This window comes from Methanosarcina sp. UBA289 (genome assembly GCA_002496565.1).
In the GTDB taxonomy this organism is placed as follows: domain Archaea; phylum Halobacteriota; class Methanosarcinia; order Methanosarcinales; family Methanosarcinaceae; genus Methanosarcina.
In genome coordinates, this window is the sequence record DAKJ01000009.1 from 100,478 (window position 1) to 119,479 (window position 19,002).

Below are 19,002 nucleotides of genomic sequence, written 5' to 3' on the forward strand. Positions count from 1 at the left end.
AGGAATTTCCATATAGAACTTCTCAGATAGAGTTTTCAATAAGAAACGATAATATATTTTTTGGAATATAACGAATTTGGGGAAAGATGACAGGAAGAACTGTTGTCAACTTCTTCTGTCTCTCTTACTTTGGGGATAAGAATAATGGCAGAAATGGAAATTGATGTTAGGGGGCAAACCTGCCCGATTCCGCTGGTAGAGTGCAGAAAGGCCTTAAAGAAAGCCTCTCCAGGGGATCTTGTTATTGTTAAAGGGACACATCCGGCGTCAAGAAAGGAAATTCCTATGGCATGTGAAGCGATGGGGCTCAAAGTGTTGGGTATTGAAGATAAAGAAGGAGGTAAAGAGTGGGAGATAAAGATCCAAAGATAAGCCGGAAGAGGAATGAAAATGGGAGAAAAGACGGTCATTATCCTGCACAGTGGCGATATGGATAAGGTATACAGCGCACTTATAATTGCTAACGGAGCCTTAGCAATGGGTATGGAAGCCTCCATATACTTTACCTTCTGGGGGCTGATGCGCTTGAAGAAAGGAGAACTTGATAAGGGGCCACTTTCCAAAATGAATATGCTGGGGCTTGGCAGGCAGATGATCAAACGAAGAATGGACAGAGCCAATGTTGCTTCACTTGAAAGACTGATGAATGATTTCAAGGAACTTGGTGGAAAAATAATCGCCTGCGAGATGACAATGGAGATCATGGGATTAAGTAAAGAAGATCTTCGAACGGATTGGATAGATGAATGGGGAGCTGTGGGTTCGTATATTCAGGAAGCAAGGAACGCTAATGTAACTCTCTTTATCTGAGGCTTAAAGAAATTTAGGATCTCATTTAGCCTTGATTTTAGGGTTTAAATTGTCACGAGAATGTAGATTTTTCCATAATTTGACCTGGTTTAGATGTAGTCAGCTAATATTACTATTCAGGAAATTACTACCCAAAGAATTTATTGGATTGAAAACCTTGAAACTTACTGGAGAACCTGAGATTTAACTGAAAAATTCAAACTTAATTATTTCAAATGGGGAGGGAGAAAAAATATTTGAGAATGTAACATATCTTGACAATGCCGCATGCACCCGGTTGGATGAGCGGGTACTTGAAGCAATGAAACCCTATTTTTTTGATATCTATGCAGTAGCAACATCAGAATTTGGCTATTCTATGGGTATAGATGCAAAAGAAGCACTTGAAAGGTCCCGCGAAAATATAGCTTCAAAGCTTGATGCAAATTCGGAAGAGATTATCTTCACTTCAGGATCCACTGAGTCAAGCAACACCGCGCTGAAAGGAGTAACACTGGCTCTTAAAGAAAAGAAAGGAAAGCATGTTATTGTCTCGAAAATCGAAGATTTTCCTGTGCTAAATACTGCAAAAGCCCTCGAAAGACAGGGCTTTGCTGTGACTTTCCTTGATGTTGACTCGGAAGGATTTGTAGATCTTGAAGAGCTTAAAAACGCTATTACAAAGGAGACGGCTCTTGTCTCAATTCAACAGGGGAACCAGGAAATAGGGACAGTGCAGGATTTGAAAGCTATCTCAGAAGTATGTGAAGAAAAAGATGTTCTTCTGCACACAGATGCCACTCATAGTTTTACCCGGCTCCCTCTCAATGTAAAGGAACTGCCCGTAGACCTGATAACTATGTCCGCCCATACCATCCACGGCCCAAGAGGAATAGGTGCTCTTTACATCAGGAAGGACACTCCGATAACTAAGTTCATGGATGGAGGTTTTCAGGAGTTTAACCTCAGGGCAGGGGTAGAAGATATTCCATCAGCCGTCGGTTTTGCAAAGGCTATAGAACTTGTAACCGAAGAGGAAAACAGAAGGCTAAAAGCGATGAGAGATCGCGTAATTGAGAAATCCCTTTCCGAGATTCCGGAAGTTACCCTCAACGGAAGCTGGGAAAAACGCCTGCCTCAAAATGCAAATCTGACTTTCCACTACGTAGAAGGCGAATCCATAACTTTGCATATGGATATGAGGGGTTTTGCAGTAAGCACGGGCTCGGCCTGTTTTAGCCGCTCCCTTGAAGCCAGCCATGTAATCAGGGGTATAGGAGGAGATCACGAGAGAGCACACGGTTCTGTACGCTTTACCTTCGGGCGCTATAACCGTATGGAAGACGCTAATGCAGCAATTGAAGCAATGAGTGAGATCGTAGCAAGACTCAGGGAAATAAGCCCCCTTGCAAGAAAATGAGTGGATCGATGGAAAGAAAGCACACAAGGGGAAGCAGACTATAGGCATTTTAGACGATTTAGGCATTCTAGACGATTAGGAATAAAAATTAGAGAGAAAGAGAGAGTGAGACAATGAAGTTTCCTTACAGTCAAAAAGTGCTGGAACATTTCAAGAACCCACACAATGTTGGGCAGATCGAAAATCCTGACGGAAAAGGCCTTGAAGGAAGCCCGGCTTGCGGAGATATGGTAGCGGTTTACATTAAAGTAAATCCTGATACTAAGGTTATTGAAGATATAAAATTCGAATCTTACGGCTGTGCATCAAATATTGCTACCGCGTCGATTATAACAGATCTTGCACGTGGAAAAACTCTCGACGAAGCAAAGAAAATAACATGGAAACAGGCTTCGGAGGAACTTGGAGGGCTTCCTCCAATCAAAGCCCACTGCTCAGTACTTGCAGTTGAGGGTCTGCGAGCCGCAATCAAGGATTATGAGGAAAAACACGGGCTTGTAACCGAGAAAGAGCCTACAACCGAGGAAGTTATTAAGAAAAGACTAAAGCATGTCATGAACCCTCTGACCGGCCTTGATATAATTCGCACGAATCTAATCCTTAAAACGAGTATCGAGGACGGGGTTGTGAGAGTGGTTGTAGACCTGCCTGCAAACCATCAGTTTGCTCCAGCGATAAAAGAGGATATTATGGAAAAACTGGGGTCTTTGTGGGATGTCGAAAAGGTTGATGTTGTGTTTACAGCCTGATTATCAGGTGAGATCCGATCCGGTTAAAAATGAAGAGAGGAGTCTTTTCTCCTCTCAAATGAAGTTTAGCTCAAATAAGCTCAGAGATGAGAAAGGCTTCATGAATAAATAAAATTTTGGCTATATGAAACAAAAATCAAAGTGTAGAGTGGGAATTCTAAAAAGGAGTTTGATACAAAGCTGGAAACCTGGAGGTTTTAAGACGATAACCCGCAATAAACCTATAATCTTTGCCCTGCTAATAGTGTCACTTCTTGCTATGTAGACGGATTTTGCAACGGCAAAAGAGACAACAATAGTTGTAAAAAGTGCTGATACCCCTGCTAACAGGGTAGTTATTTTCAATGCATTTTCGCCCGAGGAAATTGAGATACACTCAGGAAAAGTGTTACCTGGACTAATTTTAAGAAGCCAAAAGGATCATTAGTGCTTGTAAGTGCCGATGAGCTTTAGGAAGAGACAACGTTTACTCCAAATTCCATAAAGATAGAAAAGGTAGTGACTATTTCGTGGGTAAATTACAAAAAGCCAAAGGGACCCTCAGTGCTTCAGAGTGAGGATGGTTTGTGGGAAAAACAAACTCTTAACTACGGAAAAGCATTTTCATATACATTTAAAGATTCAGGAACTTACACATTTAGTCTAGAAGGAGTCCCAGAAGCAAAATCTACTGTTGTAGTAAAGTAAAAAAGATATATTGTCCAAAAAGTTGAAGAAACTCACAATAAGAATCCGTGTTAAGAAACCCAATAAAAACCTAAAAAATTACCACCTACGCAAAAACATAGAGAAATATAAAATAGATGTACGGTAGTGGGGGATTTACTATTTATTCATGAAGTGAAATCAGTCAGTGTAAAGTTGAATAATCAGGAAAAATAAGTAACGGTTTATTTCTCGAAAACATTTACAATATTTTTTAATATTTCCCAGATAGGAGTTTGCTGAGGGCATTTTCTTCACATTGCCCGCACTCCGTACATTTTGAAGCCTTTCCTGCTTGGAAGTTTTCATCCATAAAATTGTACTGGATTTGACACATACTCTATGGATAAGAGTCAGCGGTTTCATTAAATAGCCAGATTATCATGGAAAGAAAAGCCTATATGTTTTATTCTCCCATCTTCAATAGAGGATTTAAGGAATTTGAAGGTTCCTTACATAATTACAAGGGTCCAGAAGTCACTGTTTAGCGCGTGAAGCAGATTAAAATCTATATAATCTCTCCTGAGCCTTTCAAGTTGCTCATTTAAATAACGTATAGTTGACACCGCGATCTATGGCGTAGCGAATTATATATGCAGCTTTTTCCTTGTCGGCTTTTGAGTTGTCTCCTTCAAGTGTAGGAAGCCTCATGGTATCGAACCCAAGTATTGAGACACTTTTCTTCGTTTGACCAAGCTTTCTGTATAGCATATACGCCTACCCCTCAATATAAAAATGAGAGATTCACGCCCTAACCAGACCCTTAATACATTTTGTCAGGATAGAATATAACACTCTATGGGTTCAGCAGCAGGACATATGTAAGCAAAAAGGAGTTCAATAAAAAGAAAGGAAAATATCTGGGGAAGTATATGAGGAGTGATTGGACTTAATAAGGAACTCAAATCAGAGCTTAATGTCAAAGAAACAGCATAATAACAGGTATTATATAAAAAGAGCCTAAAAATAGAATGGGGATTACGGTAGAAGAGGAGAGATATCTTTGATGAGTTATAGCATCGAGTACATAAGAGAACGCTTAAAAAGTATTCTTTTTCTGATCAGGAAAACTGCCAGATAAAGAATGTAAATAGGTCTCATATAGGTAAAGTCTCATCAAGGCAGATTTTAATAATGAAAAATCATACACAATAAGATTTCATTCTGAACTCCTTGAAGGTGTATTTTTGGACAAGGGAATCTTAAAGAAAGCAATACTAGCCCTCTTACTGCTCACAGCAGGAGTATTTCTGATTAGTATTTACTGGGCAGATATTGTACCTGTTCTGAGAGAAAGCTTGAAAATTCTTAGCAAAACCAAAATAAGTTATTTCATTCTGGCATTCTTAGCCTACCTTCTGAGTGTATACTTATTCGCTGTCCGCTGGCAGCAGGTTCTCTCCTGTCTAGGCTATGATCTTAAACCTACAGATCTTGTTCCCGTTATTTTCGGAGGGATATTCGCAAATAATTTAACTCCGGCAAGCAGGGCAGGAGGCGAACCACTACGTATAATTTGGGTTAATAAGCAGTTTGGAATAAGTTATACTAATGCTTTCGTGTCAATTCTCTTTGAAAGGTTGGTTGAAGCAATACCTATTACCATGCTATTAATTTATGTTCTATATTCATTCCCTTCGCTAGATATCAAATTCTTGCCCGTAAAAACTAGTTTTAATTTAAGCTCAACCTATTTGTTGCTTTTAGTCTTCCTCGTAGTAGGAGTCATAATATGGATTTTCCGAAAAAAGTTATCTTCACTTCTCGAGAGTATTTATGAAAATTGGAGACAACTTCGCAAATCGTTTGTTTCTGTTCTTCTTTTATCCTCTGGAGTCTGGATTCTTGACATAATACGTCTCAAGCTGATTGCTTTAGCTCTAAATCTTCCTCTTTCTCTATACTTGATTGCAACAGCCTCTATTTTATATCTGCTGCTTGGAAGCCTGCCAATAACCCCTGGAGGACTTGGAATAGTGGAAGGCGGTCTGATCTCTGTCCTTCGCTACTTAGGATTATCACTCGCCTCAGCAAGTAGCTTCGTCTTTCTTGAGCGTTTTATTTCCTTTGGGCTCAGCAGCGTGATTGGATTCCTGTGCCTGTTTTATTATGGAGGGTTTAAAATATGGAAAAATATAAAATCGCACTGATCAGTGACTGGTATTTTCCAAAGGTAGGAGGAATCGAGTATTCCATGCACACCCTTGCTAAAACTCTGAGCACGTATGGATATGAGGTAAATGTCATTACAAGGAGCTATCCGGGCGTCCCTGAATACAGTATAAGAGATGGGGTATCAGTGATAAGGGTCAAAGGTAGACCTTTACCAGGGCAGAGTCGATTTCTCATGCCCAGTGCATACAAAGAACTCTTCAGTCTTTTGAAGAATGGGAATTATGAGATTGTCAACCCTCATGGGCTGGATTCTCCACTCAGCATGGGAGCTCTTCTTGCATCCAGAAAGCTTAGAATTCCTGTAGTTGTTACTAATCATTCCCTTGTGGGAAATACGCCATATCATTCTTTCCTTTATCTTGCAGGCAGATTGCTTCTAAAAAATACTGACGCTATAATTGCTGTCAGCTCGGCAGTTGAAAGAGATTCAAAACTAATGACAGAAAAACCTATTTACCGGATTTTCAATGGAGTTGATTCTGAAGATAAAATCGTCAAAGTCCCCCTTCCTATTAATACTGAAGGAAAACTCGTCATCGTCACGGTTGCGCGTATGACAAAAAAAAAGGGTGTTCAAAACATTGTAGCTCTTGCCCCTTCCCTTCTGGAAAAGCATAAAAATTTGCTATTTGTAATGATAGGAGACGGCCCACTCAGGGAAATGCTTGAGAGTACGGTAGAGGAAGCAGGTTTATCCGGAAATTTCTATTTTACAGGAGAAGTATCCAGGGAAAAAGTGCTGGGGTATCTGGATCAGGCTGATATTTTTGCCCTTCCCTCGAGTAATGAGGCTTTTGGAATTTCAATTCTGGAAGCAATGTCAAGAAAAGTTCCTGTTGTCGCAATGAATAATAGTGGGGTTTCGGATATCATCAAGAACGGAGTAAACGGTTACCTTGCAAACAACCTTACCGAATTTTCCTCCTTCCTAGAAAATTTGATAGAAAACCCAGCCCAGCGAGCCTCCTTTGCCAGGGAGGCTTTAAGCGGGATTTCAAATTATGACTGGAACCGGATCTGTGAACAGACAAGCAGAGTATATACAAGTGTTATTTATGAAAAATATCACAATAACCGTTGATGTGGAAGAAGATTGTCCTCCCGTGCTTACAAGTACGAGAGGAATGGAAGAAGGGTTGCCTGAGTTACTAGACCTTTTCAAAAAAGAAGGGATAAGAGCAACCTTTTTTGTTACCGGAATGATGGCTGAGCAGTATCCTGATCTTATAGACAGAATTCCGGGAGAAGGACACGAGCTTGGATGTCATGGATATACCCATGCACGTTTTGACAGGATGGAAAAGGAAGAAGCAAGGCTTGCTCTTAAACAGGCTGGAAAAGTTCTGAGGCAGTTTGAAAGGAAACTGGTCTCTTTCAGGGCTCCAAATCTCCAGTTCCCAAAAAGTTACCTCGGACTTCTGGAAGAAGAAAATTTCCTGTACGATTCCTCTATTGCATCATATAAGCCTCCGTTTCTCCGGAGCAAAGTAAAAAGCAAAATAATAAGGATTCCTGCGACGATTACGTCTTCATTTATAAGGCTGCCTCCAGGACTTTTCATCCCGCTAATCAAGCACTGGGAGTCTCCGGTTATATTTGTTCATCCCTGGGAATTCGTGGATATGTCAAACACGCCCATACGCCTGGATTGTAGGTTCAATACTGGAGAAAAAGCCCTTAACAACCTCAAAATCCTGATTCGCGCTTTAAAAGCTCAACACTACATCTTTTTAACTTTGCAAGAAAGAGCAAAACTTGAAAAATATCAGTGACTCCCTGAAGAAGGTAAATACAATCCATTTTTTCTGTAAAAAGTTCTGATTAGGAAAATGGTTCAGAACTCTTATTGATGTAGAATATAATAGAAATATAATTGGTTTTGGGATGAGCTCCCAATCTGCAAGTTAAAGATCAGGTCGCTTTGCCTTGCTGACAGAAGTGATTATTGGGATCTGCATTTTTGAGATCATACTCATTCCAGACCTCACAAGAACCGCAAATGCATTTTCTATCAAATTTAAGGTCCTGGCATCGGGCTTCACCTATAGAACAGTATGCTCCCGGGAAGTTTTCAGGATTAGGAACTTCACCTGCTGGCATATTCTCCATTGCTTGTTTTGAACTCCTGATTTTGTCTTGTGCACATTTACTGTCAGCCTGAACCGGGCACTGTGGGCATCTACATCTGCTAATATTTTCCCGTTCATAAGGAACTATAAAATCTGCATCCCTTTCAAAAGTTACATTTCTGTCTCGAGGTGTTATAGAGTCACTTTCTCCGATTGATGTATCTCTTCCTTTATTCACATTATTCCCCCAAATTAAGCTATTTAAATAAAAACTTAAAAAAGATCAAAAAATAGAAGAAATTAAGAAATATAGAACTTACTTTACAAAATAATTAAAAGTTAATTTTAAGATTTATATTAAACAAATTATGTCGCTCTACCGTGCTGACAGAAGTGATTATTTGGATTTATCTCTTCGAGACCATACTCTTTCCAGACTTCACAGGTACCACAAATGCATTGTTTGTCGAAATTAAGGTCCTGACAGGTAGCTTTTCCTGTGGAGCAGTATATTCCTGGAACGTCCTCAGGATCTGGGACTTCTCCTCCGGGCATATTTTCCATTTCCTTTCCTGAACTCTGAAGTTTTTCCTGAGCACATTTACTGTCGGCCTGAACCGGACACTGCGAACACATACATTTTTCGATATTTGACCGTGCATAAGGGACTAAAAAATTAGTACCTCTCCCCTTCTCTTCTGTAAAGCGGTTTTCTGCCTCTGTAAAAGATCTTTTCTCAGTCGGCTTACCTTTATTTGTATCCATCTTATCCCCCAAATAGAGAATATATAAGGTTAATTTTATAATTTTTACTTCATTGTAGTTTAAGAGATCGAGAGAATAAAAGCCTTTTCAGTTATAGAACGAGTATAGAGTAATCATAGAATGAGTAGGTAATAGTGTTCTGAAGAAGTTACTTTACTTATAATCAAATATATTTCAATTGGAAAATACCGAAAAAAAGCAGGAAGAAATTAAAGTTATTTAATAAATGGTAATGAAAACTTCAAGATTTTCTCCTTGATCAAAGTTATTTAAAAGTCAGAGATTTAGAAAGCTTCCAAAATAAAGTATCTCCAGATAATAAGATTTAAGAAAATAAGAAATTAGACACATTCGTAAACCAATTTCGAGAACTGCGAGCCAGCTTCAAGAAAGGAATTACGCAGTTTAACTGAAGAACCAGTCGCATGAGACTTCATTACTACTTAAGCTCGTAAGTCCTGTTAAGAATATCCCATAGAGATATTAGATTGAATAATTGAGGAATTTACTGTCCCTGCAATCCGATACAAGGCTTTACGAATGGGTCACCATTTGTTTTCACTTTATCATGCCAACCTGGTTATCACCAGTCGCCAAACCAGTTACAATTTCCTCCGAAGAAGCAGCTCTCTCCGAAGAAGTATTTGAAGAAGATATTGAAGTCAAAGTCGTCACATTTACATTTTTTCTTGCAGTCACATTTATCCTTGTGGCAGTCACACTTATTCTTCCAGTCGCAGTCACACTTATTCTTCCAGTCACAGTCACACTTATTCTTCCAGTCGCAGTCACATTTATTATTCCAGATGCCTGCACTGGCTGATGTAGCTGTCAGTGAAGCTACGAAAAAGACCAGCACTAAAGCACTCATTGTCCTTTTAAGTATTCCCATTTGTATACACTCCTCCAATTTGATACGACTTTAAAGCTGTTGGTAATCATTTTTGTCGGTAATTGCAGCATTCAAATATTACTTTATCAGTTAACCATCTATCTAGTTTATAGATGGAAGATACGTACTATTAAATTTTACACAGCGAATTTTACGCTCAGTTTAAGTGCTGAAAAAAATATATACCGATGAAAATGATCTCAAGTTACCCCAACAAATTGTACGTACAACAGGAGATTATACTCAAAGAATATAATAGATATAGAAATATAAATTAGAAACCATTATTAATGTAAAAGATATATTTAATAATATATAATTTGTAGTTTATTTTAAAGGGGTTTTATAATTACATACTTTATTATTGTGATTAGTATTATTTTTTGTTAATAACGTACTTCAAAACTCAATTTATGCTTAATCCAAAGAGCCTTCATGATTGATCCAATATTCGAAATTGAATTGATAATTCAAAAGATGAAGTTCAAAAAACGGGTTTAGAATTACGTAATAACCTGCAAGTCTGTCTGAGTCTTTGCCTAAAAAATGATAGAAAAAGAAGATTATAAACAGGATTCATTTTTAATGTGATTAGAGCGATCTAATAAGTATTAGGGCTACTCTCACTGAGATAAGGGGACAATAACGGGCTATGTTTGCTTTTTAAGAATACAAGTATGTAATATTCATAATTGAGCAAAGGGTAGTATAGTTCTTTAGGGGTATAAAAAGGAGCTCTAAGTAAACATTTTTATCCAATTTATGGCATAATTCTACTCATAATTTTGTTTGTAATTGATATTGTTCTGCAAACCCCTGAAGAACCCATTGTAATGCTACGCCGATTTGCAGGAGCATTAGCTTATTTGACGATGTTCCTTGCAATGATCTCATCCGAGTACATGGCCAGAATGAGAAAAATATCAGGACTGCCTTTTATAAAAGCCCACCACAATCTGGCTAGAATTGGAATCCTATTAATTTCTTATTCACCCACTGACTTTTGTATTACAGGGGCGAGACATTCAGATATTTTCCCCAATTTCTCCGACAAATATTTATATTGTATTAGGAGAGCGTCCGGCTCTTTATCTGCTCCTTCTGGTTGCCGGAATTGCGATATACAGGAAGAAATACAGGAACTGAAAGCAAGTTCACAATCTTAGTTATCTGGCCTTCTTGCTGGTTTCAATAAATGCGGTGATGATAGGCGCTGACTTCAGATTTAATATAATGAAAATACTTGCACTTGCAATGGAAGTTACTGTGATAGCTATGTTTATACAGAAAAGGTCAGCATCAGGGCAAAAAAGGTATAAACAACTAAAAATCCAGAACAAAGCCGTATGTCAACTGATATAATGCAAAAATATATAAAAGTAAAAAATATATTGTCTATAGATGATTGAACTTTCGGTAATTGTAGGCTCAACAGGTGTACTTCTGTTGCTGCTGGCCTTTTTTCTCAATCTATTTGAAATACTGAGACAGGATACGAAAACCTATGCAGTTCTTAATGTCGTGGGAGCAGGGCTTTCGTGTTATGCATCAATTCTTATTGATTACATGCCTTTTGTAATTCTCGAAGGAACATGGGCACTTGTAGCCTTTACAGGCTTAGTTCGGCTGCTCAAGAGACCAGACAGGGAATAAAAAACAGGATAAGGACTGATAGCAAAAAATTGCAAAGAAATATAAAGGAAAATCATGGAACAAAATATTTAACCGGAAAAACGATTGTTTTAAGCTAAACTTCTATTCGTGTCAGCAATTTTTCAAATAAATTCTTTTATGAGTATGTTCCCTCACCTTTGGTACTGCCTGCCATCTTCCAGTCGTAATCATGTCCCAGTTTGGTTCCGGTCAAATTTTCATTCTGATTTCTAACTGACTGTAGACATTAAAAATGCATAAATAATGTAATGAATACCGGAAATAGTTGAAAAAAGATAAGTAAGAACTGTAAACTGTAAAATTACAAGTTTGCAGCCTCACTTTTAAGCTGAAATCTCTAATCGAAACTTACTTCTAAGCTGAAATTTCTAATCGAAATAATACTATGCATTACTCATACTTCATTACTAACATTTTACTGTCAACAGTTACGTCAAATTACCTATTTCCAGCCGCCATATTCCTGACCGTAGACACGTTCTCAGTAATGTTGCACGTAATGTTTTTAGTTATTATTTGAGTAGTGTCACCCATATTTCGAATTATAATTACCTTTCCAGCTACATTACCCGTTTGCCCGCTAGTTCCGGTTATATTGTCCATTTTTCCATCCGTTCTAGTTAGGTTATCCGCGTCTCCGATTATAGCAGTATTTTCGTCAGTTTCGAGAATATAATTCATTTTTTCAGCTATTCCCATGTTATCGATTCTTTCGGCCATTGAAGCCATCTTATCCATATCTATGAATACAACCATGCGTCCGGTCATGTTACATACCATGGGTCTAGTCATGTTTTCCGTTCTTCCAGTTACATTCTCCATTCTTCCGGTCATGTTCCCCATTCTTCCGGTCATGTTCTCCATGCGTCCGGTCATATTTTCAATTCTTCCGGTCATGTTCTCCATGCGGGCGGACATGTTCCCCATTCTTCCGGTTGTTTCGGAGATATTACACATCTTTCCAGCCACTTCGGCCATACTACCCATGTTTCTGATTATAATCATTTTTTCAGTCAGATCATATTTTAAGGTCCCAGTAAAACTCCCATTCATGAGTACATTTATGTTCTCCGCTCTTCCGGAGGTTCCGGTCATGTTCTCTGCTCTTTGGGCAATTCCGGTCATGTTATCCATATTTCTGGCTGCTTCACATTTCATGGTTCCAGTCACATTTCCAACCATGAGCACAGCCATGTTATCCATTCTTCCAGCTATTCCTGCAGCTTTGTCCATTCTTTCGCCCATTCTGGCAGTTGCAGCATCCATCTTTCCGAACATAACCATTTTTCCGGGCATATTATCTATTTTACCGATAATAATCGCGCTTTCGGTCATATTACCCATATCTCTGATTATAATGACCTTTCCAGTCACATTACATGTCACAGGTCCGGTCATATTTCCAATTCTTCCAGTTACGTTCTCCATTCTTCCGGTTATGTTATCGGTTCTTCCAGTAACATTGTCCATAGCAACCATAACCGCATTTCCGGTCACGTTACATGTAATGTTTTCAGCTGTATTTCCGGCCATAATCATATTCACGTTATTCATGTTCTCGGCCGTATCAGTCTGTGCTTGTACAGATACAACAGACAATGTTAGACACAGTACAAGTAGAGAAACTATTAATTTCACTTTCATTCTTTACCCCCCGTTACGAGCTTGACCATCGGATCGCTCATGCACTAAATTAAATAAAAAGTAATTTAATATAAATTCGATATATAATAAATGATCAGCTTATAAATAATTAATCTCTATTAACTATAGAGACTAGTTGGGTTTTGAGGATCGGATGGCATAGTAAAAGTAATCATTCTGTCATATATTTATAAAATTCATCCCAAAATTAGAGATTATCTCTATGAATGTTATGTTCTGAATAATTAATCGAATCATTGATCATGAAAATAGTTATGGAACTACACTAGTTAAGAATAAAATTGATTGTGAATGAGCTTATCATATGTAATATGACAGATATTGAGTAGCATATGTAGAAATAACAAAGAAAAATCGTATTTAATGCTTACCTCAAATTGTCTGTAATCAAGTTTTTGCTTTCAGATAAACATTGTCTAAAACTTCTTTTGAGCTATCTACCACATTTTTTACGTATTTTGATGTTTTCAGATTCATTCTTCACCAGATAAACGGCACAAGACGGTATCTTACCTTCTTTTTGTATTCTCTATATCCTGGAAGATCCTAGTAGAGCATTACTGTCTTCGAAATATGTGCGGAAAATAAAAGCTACAGCAATTAACAGTGCAGGGATCAGTCCGTAAAGGGAATCAATGATGAACGGAGCGCAGCCATAAAACAGAATCATACCGACATAACCAGGGTGTCGGACAATGGCATAAGGTCCTGTGGAAATAACCCTGTGTTCTTTCTCTTTTTGGACGCGGACTGCAGTTTCAAAAAACTTGTTTTCGACCATTGCCCAAACTAAAAACCCCCAGCCCACAACGGAAAATATTACTCCAGCAACCAAAAACTCCATCCCGATGCTGGGAACACGTAATTTTCCCACATCGAGACCGCATACAATAAACATTATGAAAAGAAACATGAAATAGAACACCGCAAACAGCTTATCCCATCACATCATTTTTCCCATTTCATTTCACTCCGTGCTTTTATGATCTCCGGATTGAACTTAAGGAAAATAACCATGTCGAAGAGCAACGAGATGAAATAAAGGCTAAAGAAAAACCATGCTCTAGGCAGGTCAACTCTACCGGCAGAAAGAAAAAAACACCACTATAAACAAGAATAGGACTGAAATAACCTATGCAGCCCTTTTGACAACTGCATCCCAGAACAATGCATCTTTTTCCACTTAAACCCTAGGAATAAATTGTTTATGGTGTTCAAAAAGATTTTGATAGTTAAATTCGGGGCCTGCGGAGCTTGGCAGGAATTTAACCTTTTCCCCATAAAACAGCCATCCTTGACATTCCTTCTTCGTTACCGAAACCTTTAATATCTAAAAGATGCATGAGAAGAATACACATCACTTCTATACATCTTTATGCGACTGTGGTTTAGTGGCTATGACCTGAGCTTCCCAAGCTTAGAACCCGGGTTCGAATCCCGGCAGTCGCATTGAATACGTTTTTAAATCAGCCCTTTTTAGATTCAGACTTAAATCCAAACTCTATTTATATCCTAACTTTTTTAGACTTAAATTTCGTTTTAAGCTTTAATTTCTTTCTAAAATACTGGTATTTTATCTTTATTTGAGCCTTCTTAATTTTTAATATTATTTTTTAACAAAATCTTAAAAAGGCTCATAGAACTCCCTTCTGGAAATTCACTTCTCTTGCTAGGTTTCCTACTTAGATGCCTTCTCTACTTAGATATTCTCTCTACTGAAACCTCTCCTATCATTCCTGCTGAGAGATATCTGCTGTTTTAAATTCTGGAAAGATCTTCAAGTAAAATCTTTTTCCTGTAGCCCATACCCTGAAATATTGCTACAAGATCTCCTTTATCGTCAGTTATGTTTACAGTATATGTTGAAATTTTGGGATTTATTGAGGTTTCTTTTGCCTCGGCTGTGAGGACTTTGCCTGTTGCGGCTTTTACGAAAGAAATGTTTGCATTGATAGCAACAGCAACATTGCCGTACGCATTTGAGGCTGCAGCAAAAGTAAGATCTGCAAGGGTAAATATTGCTCCTCCCTGAACGGTTTTCAGAGCATTAAGGTGCTTTTCCTCTATATTCATGATGGCTTTTGCATATCCTGGGGAGACTTCCAGAAGTTTTATTCCTGAAATTGCAGCGAAATTATCTTTCTTAAAATACTCTTTAATATTTTCCATGTAATTACTCCAGTTGTTGTACGTAAAGTCGTGCTATATTCTTCATATTTTTAGTTAAAGTTATTCTCTTAAATGTAAACTTCCTCTTGGATCTCCCATTTTAAGAGAAGGAAAAACTCTATTTCTGAAATTTGAGGGTGCAAAGCGATAAGACCGGGAATATAATAAATAGTATAGAGAAAAATTTCAAAGCGTTCTTTTCGGAGAGAGGGTAATGGCTCGATTCATAAAGCTTGCGGAGCTTTTTGAGAAACTTGAAAAAATAACATCCCATAAGGAAATCGTCAGTAAAATTGCTAAATTTTTTTAGGGGCTTGAAGGGAAGGAAGTAAAGGACAGCTCATACCTTTTTCTCGGGAGCATAGGCCCTGCCTTTGAGAATACGGCACTTGGAGTAGGGGATAAGCTTGCTTTAAAAGCTATTGCCGGAGCTTATGGAATTTCCGAAGAGGAGGTTAAAATAAGATATTCAAGGACAGGAGACCTTGGAGATGTGGCCTTTGAGATAAACCGGGGAGAAGAAAAGTCGCTGGAAATTGATGAGGTATTCGGAAGTCTCAGAGAGATAAAAGAAGCCTCAGGAAAAGGCAGCCAGGAGGAAAAGACCAGACTGCTTTCCAGTATCCTTCAGCGGGCCAGCCCTGAAGAAGGAAAATACATAGTCAGGATTGTGCTTGGGAAGCTCAGGCTCGGGTTTGGGGACCAGTTTTTGCTTGAGGCATTCTCTATTGCTTTTACAGGGGACAAAAAATATGCTGTCAAGATCAAAGAAAGCTACAGCGTCTGTACTGATATAGGAGAGCTTGCAGAGTCCCTTGCAGAATACGGTCCAAAAGCTCTTGGGCGCTTCTCGATAAAACTGGGCCGGCCTGTCAGGTCAATGCTTGCGCAGCGTGTGGAAACTTTTGAAGAGCTTGAAGAAAGAATCCCAGGAAAAAAAGCAGCCGAAGAAAAATATGATGGAGAAAGGGTGCAGATCCATAAAAACGGAGAAGAAATTAAAGCTTTTTCTCGAAGGCTTGAAGATATAACTGCCCAGTATCCCGATCTTGTGGAAGCGGTCAAGAAAGGTATTCTAGCGGAGAAAATCGTGCTTGATGGGGAAATCCTTGCATATGTTGAAGGCAGGAAAGCCGACGACTCTACTGAAGAATTTTATTCATTCCAGAGACTGATGAAGAGGCGTAGAAAATATGAGGTTCAAAAATATACTGAAATCTGCCCTGTTGCCGTATTCTTTTTTGATATCCTGTACCTTGAAGGAAATTCGCTCCTGAAGAAATCTTATCCGGAAAGACGAGCTCTCCTTGAAGAACATGTAAAGGAATCGGAAATTCTTCGCCTGACTAGAAGAATTATTACGGATAATCTGGAAGAAATCGAGGACTTTTTCAATGAGGCTCTGGAAAAGAGACTCGAAGGAGTTATAATCAAATCTATGGACAGGAACTCGGTTTACGAGGCAGGAAAACGGAGCTGGCTCTGGCTCAAATGGAAAGAAGAATATGCTGGAGGAATGAGAGAGACCTTTGACCTTGTAGTTGTAGGAAAATATTATGGCCGGGGAAAAAGGAAAGGCTCATTTGGGTCACTCCTCTGTGCAATTCTTAATGAAGAAGAACAGCGTTTTGAAACTTTTACAAAAGTAGGAACCGGGTTCACAGAAACGGATGCGAAAGAAATCGATAGCCTGCTTTCAGAGCATATTATTGCCGAGGCCCCGAAAGATGTATTCATAAAAAGTAGAATGCTTCCGGATATCTTCGTTGAGCCTGCTGTAATGATTGAAGTACTTGGTTCGGAAATAACGGAAAGCCCAGGCCACACTGCCGGACAGGAAGAAGGAGAAACAGGACTTGCTCTACGCTTTCCTCGCTTTTTACGCATAAGATATGATAAAGGGCCTTATGATGTCACCACACTTAGAGAAGTCAGGGATTTGAAGGAAGGTAAAGGCGTTTGATGACTTGTGGAAGGAAAAGAGAGAAAGAAGAAACTTAAAAAGAAAATAAGGGAAAAGAAATAAGGGGCAGGGGGAAGCAATTGAGAAATCGCGAGATTGCTGAGTTATTTTATGAGGCTGCTGATATTCTAGAGTACCAGCAGGTTGAGTGGAAACCACGGGCTTATCGGAAAGCTGCTCAGATGATAGAAAATCTTGGGGAAGACATCGAAAAAATCTATGCCAAAGAAGGAAAAACCGGGCTGACAGAGATCCCAGGCATCGGGGAGTCAATTGCCGATCACATTGCCGAGTATCTGGAAACAGGCAAGGTGGAGAAATTTGAAAATCTTAAAGGGAAAGCTCCTTCAGGCACTGTGGAATTGATGGAAATTCGGGGACTTGGGGCAAAGAAGATGAAAAAGCTTGCCGATGCCCTTGGGATAAGGACGCTCTCAGACCTTAAAAATGCGATTGACACCCACAGACTCAGGAGGCTCGAGGGCTTCGGAGAAAAAAGTGAAGAAAATCTGGCAAGAGCAATTGAACAGTATGAGAAAAGCCATGCCCGGATAGCTCTCGGAAAAGCGCTTCCACTAGCAGATGAGGTCATATCCGCTTTAAAAGACCAGTGTGAGAGTACAGGCTCTAAAATCGACCTCTCAAAGATAATCTACACTGGCTCGCTTCGCAGGTTGAAAGAGACAATAGGGGATATCGATATCCTGGCAGAAGCCGATAAAGGAGAGGCCTTGAAGGTAATGAATTGTTTTGTCTCCCTTCCGGATGTCGAGCAGGTGATCTTAAAAGGAAGCACAAAAAGCAGTGTGATTCTGAGAGAAGGGATAGCTATTGACCTGAGAGTAGTCCCGCCTGAAAGCTACGGAACATCTCTTCAGTATTTTACGGGCTCAAAGGAGCACAATATAGAACTTAGAAATGTTGCCATCAAAAACGGTTACAAACTTTCGGAATATGGGCTGTACTTAAAAGAATCCGGGAAACAGATTGCAGGCAGCAGTGAAGAAGAAATTTATGAAAAACTTGGACTTGCCTACATCCCACCCGAGCTCCGGGAAAACCGGGGAGAGATTAAAGCCGCTTCAAAAAATTCCCTGCCCAAACTGATAGAAGCAGGCGATCTCAGGGGAGATCTCCATATGCATACAGAATACAGTGAGGGAAGAGACAGCCTTAAGACCATGATTGAAAAAGCAGAGGCTCTTGGTTATGAGTATATCGCAGTAACCGATCATTCCCGCTCCCAGAAGGTCGCAAACGGCCTGGAAATCGAAAAATTAAAAGATCAGTGGGAAGAAATTGGCGAACTCTCAAAACAATTCAAGATAAAAATTCTCAAAGGATCGGAAGTTGATATCCTGAGAGATGGAAGCCTGGACTATCCGGATGAAATTCTCAAAGAACTCGATGTTGTGGTAGGAGCCGTACACTCCGGTTTTGCATTACCTGAGAGGAAAATGACTGAAAGAATTATTACGGCCCTGGAGAACAGGTATCTTGATATCCTTGCCCATCCTTCAGGCAGGCTGTTTGGGAAAAGAGAGGCTTATGCCGTCAATTTTGAAAAGGTTTTTGAAACTGCCGCTGCAAACGGAAAAGTGATTGAGATCAACAGCCAGCCTTCAAGGCTTGACCTTAATGATGAGCTGATCCTGCGTGCAAAGAACTTTGACCTTAAATTCTGTATCTCCACCGACAGCCATTCTACTAAGGGTCTTGCTCTCATGCGATACGGGCTCGGACAGGCGCGGCGTGGCTGGCTCGAGAAAGAAGACGTTGTTAACACCTACCCCTACCCCAAGCTTAAAGAAGTTTTCAAAAAACATAGACCCAGCCAGTGACTGGCCTGTGCCGCAACTGTAGCGTCGGATGATCACGCCATTGCTTGGTGTTTTCGGTCAAGCCCTTTTTGAAAAGGGTTGTGCCACAACCGTTGCGCCGCTTGACCACGCCGTCGGAAGGGGTTT

At 39.4% G+C, this 19,002-nt stretch carries 17 protein-coding genes, 1 tRNA gene and 1 pseudogene; 12 read left to right on the top strand and 7 right to left on the bottom strand.

The genetic code is table 11. The annotated features are described in order from the left end of the window. The first annotated feature begins 144 nt into the window (after positions 1-144). The 5 genes from BP549_RS03275 (at position 145) to BP549_RS03295 (ending at position 3,645) form a co-directional block, all read left to right on the top strand. Positions 145-372: a sulfurtransferase TusA family protein gene (locus BP549_RS03275; RefSeq protein ID WP_292371783.1), complete on the top strand. Its 228-nt coding sequence runs from the start codon at positions 145-147 to the stop codon at positions 370-372. An 18-nt stretch (positions 373-390) separates the two neighbouring features. After that, complete coding sequence (locus tag BP549_RS03280) at positions 391-810, top strand: DsrE/DsrF/DrsH-like family protein (protein ID WP_292371785.1); 420 nt, start codon at positions 391-393, stop codon at positions 808-810. Positions 811-1,042: 232 nt separating this feature from the next. Beyond that, complete coding sequence (locus BP549_RS03285) at positions 1,043-2,209, top strand: cysteine desulfurase family protein (protein WP_292378218.1); 1,167 nt, start codon at positions 1,043-1,045, stop codon at positions 2,207-2,209. A gap of 113 nt (positions 2,210-2,322) precedes the next feature. Further along, positions 2,323-2,958, top strand: coding sequence for an iron-sulfur cluster assembly scaffold protein (locus BP549_RS03290; protein WP_292371787.1), 636 nt, complete (start codon positions 2,323-2,325; stop codon positions 2,956-2,958). A 543-nt stretch (positions 2,959-3,501) separates the two neighbouring features. After that, entirely contained in the window at positions 3,502-3,645 is a 144-nt protein-coding gene (locus tag BP549_RS03295; protein ID WP_292371789.1) for a hypothetical protein, read from the top strand. Between the two features lie 558 nt (positions 3,646-4,203). On the opposite strand, the gene BP549_RS03300 is transcribed toward BP549_RS03295, so the two are convergent. After that, on the bottom strand, positions 4,204-4,374 hold the full coding sequence (locus BP549_RS03300; protein WP_292371791.1) for a hypothetical protein: 171 nt from the start codon (positions 4,372-4,374) through the stop codon (positions 4,204-4,206). 476 nt (positions 4,375-4,850) lie between these two features. Between BP549_RS03300 and BP549_RS03305 the strand changes: the two genes are divergently transcribed. Genes BP549_RS03305 through BP549_RS03315 form a run of 3 tightly spaced genes read left to right on the top strand, consistent with a single transcriptional unit; the run spans position 4,851 to position 7,610 of the window. Next, positions 4,851-5,813: a lysylphosphatidylglycerol synthase transmembrane domain-containing protein gene (locus BP549_RS03305; RefSeq protein WP_292371793.1), complete on the top strand. Its 963-nt coding sequence runs from the start codon at positions 4,851-4,853 to the stop codon at positions 5,811-5,813. Beyond that, positions 5,789-6,919, top strand: a complete 1,131-nt coding sequence (locus BP549_RS03310) for a glycosyltransferase family 4 protein (protein WP_292378102.1) — start codon at positions 5,789-5,791, stop codon at positions 6,917-6,919. The genes BP549_RS03305 and BP549_RS03310 overlap by 25 nt, the downstream gene beginning before the upstream one ends. Then, positions 6,894-7,610, top strand: a complete 717-nt coding sequence (locus BP549_RS03315; RefSeq protein WP_292378105.1) for a polysaccharide deacetylase family protein — start codon at positions 6,894-6,896, stop codon at positions 7,608-7,610. The genes BP549_RS03310 and BP549_RS03315 overlap by 26 nt, the downstream gene beginning before the upstream one ends. Positions 7,611-7,749: 139 nt before the next feature. On the opposite strand, the gene BP549_RS03320 is transcribed toward BP549_RS03315, so the two are convergent. The 3 genes from BP549_RS03320 to BP549_RS03330 form a co-directional block, all read right to left on the bottom strand. Further along, a complete protein-coding gene (locus BP549_RS03320; RefSeq protein WP_292371799.1) occupies positions 7,750-8,145 on the bottom strand; it encodes a DUF2769 domain-containing protein in 396 nt (131 codons plus the stop codon). Positions 8,146-8,273: 128 nt separating this feature from the next. After that, positions 8,274-8,672, bottom strand: a complete 399-nt coding sequence (locus BP549_RS03325) for a DUF2769 domain-containing protein (protein WP_292378107.1) — start codon at positions 8,670-8,672, stop codon at positions 8,274-8,276. Between the two features lie 583 nt (positions 8,673-9,255). Further along, positions 9,256-9,564, bottom strand: a complete 309-nt coding sequence (locus BP549_RS03330) for a hypothetical protein (RefSeq protein WP_292371803.1) — start codon at positions 9,562-9,564, stop codon at positions 9,256-9,258. A 1,401-nt stretch (positions 9,565-10,965) separates the two neighbouring features. On the opposite strand from BP549_RS03330, the gene BP549_RS03335 reads away from it, so the two are divergent. After that, a complete protein-coding gene (locus BP549_RS03335; RefSeq protein WP_292371805.1) occupies positions 10,966-11,217 on the top strand; it encodes a CBU_0592 family membrane protein in 252 nt (83 codons plus the stop codon). Positions 11,218-11,676: 459 nt separating this feature from the next. On the opposite strand, the gene BP549_RS03340 is transcribed toward BP549_RS03335, so the two are convergent. Together BP549_RS03340 and BP549_RS03345 are read right to left on the bottom strand one after the other, a co-directional pair. Beyond that, positions 11,677-12,783 (bottom strand): hypothetical protein, encoded by a 1,107-nt coding sequence (locus BP549_RS03340; protein ID WP_292378109.1) that lies wholly within the window; start codon positions 12,781-12,783, stop codon positions 11,677-11,679. Between the two features lie 649 nt (positions 12,784-13,432). Beyond that, on the bottom strand, positions 13,433-13,816 hold the full coding sequence (locus tag BP549_RS03345) for a methyltransferase family protein (protein ID WP_292371808.1): 384 nt from the start codon (positions 13,814-13,816) through the stop codon (positions 13,433-13,435). A gap of 464 nt (positions 13,817-14,280) precedes the next feature. Here BP549_RS03345 and BP549_RS03350 point away from each other — a divergent pair. After that, a tRNA-Gly gene (locus BP549_RS03350) sits at positions 14,281-14,352 on the top strand. A gap of 309 nt (positions 14,353-14,661) precedes the next feature. Here BP549_RS03350 and BP549_RS03355 read toward each other — a convergent pair. Next, complete coding sequence (locus tag BP549_RS03355) at positions 14,662-15,072, bottom strand: PaaI family thioesterase (protein ID WP_292371810.1); 411 nt, start codon at positions 15,070-15,072, stop codon at positions 14,662-14,664. Positions 15,073-15,427: 355 nt separating this feature from the next. On the opposite strand from BP549_RS03355, the pseudogene BP549_RS03360 reads away from it, so the two are divergent. Together BP549_RS03360 and polX are read left to right on the top strand one after the other, a co-directional pair. After that, a pseudogene (locus BP549_RS03360) lies at positions 15,428-17,035 on the top strand (ATP-dependent DNA ligase); the annotation flags it as partial. An 80-nt stretch (positions 17,036-17,115) separates the two neighbouring features. Further along, complete coding sequence (gene polX / locus BP549_RS03365; protein WP_292378112.1) at positions 17,116-18,876, top strand: DNA polymerase/3'-5' exonuclease PolX; 1,761 nt, start codon at positions 17,116-17,118, stop codon at positions 18,874-18,876. Positions 18,877-19,002: the final 126 nt, after the last annotated feature.

Bases quoted from the DNA above. Each gene is read 5' to 3' on its own strand.
- BP549_RS03315 (WP_292378105.1), top strand. From the start codon at position 6,894: ATGAAAAATATCACAATAACCGTTGATGTGGAAGAAGATTGTCCTCCC.
- BP549_RS03275 (WP_292371783.1), top strand. From the start codon at position 145: ATGGCAGAAATGGAAATTGATGTTAGGGGGCAAACCTGCCCGATTCCG.
- BP549_RS03355 (WP_292371810.1), bottom strand. From the start codon at position 15,072: ATGGAAAATATTAAAGAGTATTTTAAGAAAGATAATTTCGCTGCAATT.
- BP549_RS03345 (WP_292371808.1), bottom strand. From the start codon at position 13,816: ATGTTTCTTTTCATAATGTTTATTGTATGCGGTCTCGATGTGGGAAAA.
- BP549_RS03300 (WP_292371791.1), bottom strand. From the start codon at position 4,374: ATGCTATACAGAAAGCTTGGTCAAACGAAGAAAAGTGTCTCAATACTT.
- BP549_RS03280 (WP_292371785.1), top strand. From the start codon at position 391: ATGGGAGAAAAGACGGTCATTATCCTGCACAGTGGCGATATGGATAAG.
- BP549_RS03310 (WP_292378102.1), top strand. From the start codon at position 5,789: ATGGAAAAATATAAAATCGCACTGATCAGTGACTGGTATTTTCCAAAG.
- BP549_RS03335 (WP_292371805.1), top strand. From the start codon at position 10,966: ATGATTGAACTTTCGGTAATTGTAGGCTCAACAGGTGTACTTCTGTTG.
- BP549_RS03330 (WP_292371803.1), bottom strand. From the start codon at position 9,564: ATGGGAATACTTAAAAGGACAATGAGTGCTTTAGTGCTGGTCTTTTTC.
- BP549_RS03325 (WP_292378107.1), bottom strand. From the start codon at position 8,672: ATGGATACAAATAAAGGTAAGCCGACTGAGAAAAGATCTTTTACAGAG.
- BP549_RS03290 (WP_292371787.1), top strand. From the start codon at position 2,323: ATGAAGTTTCCTTACAGTCAAAAAGTGCTGGAACATTTCAAGAACCCA.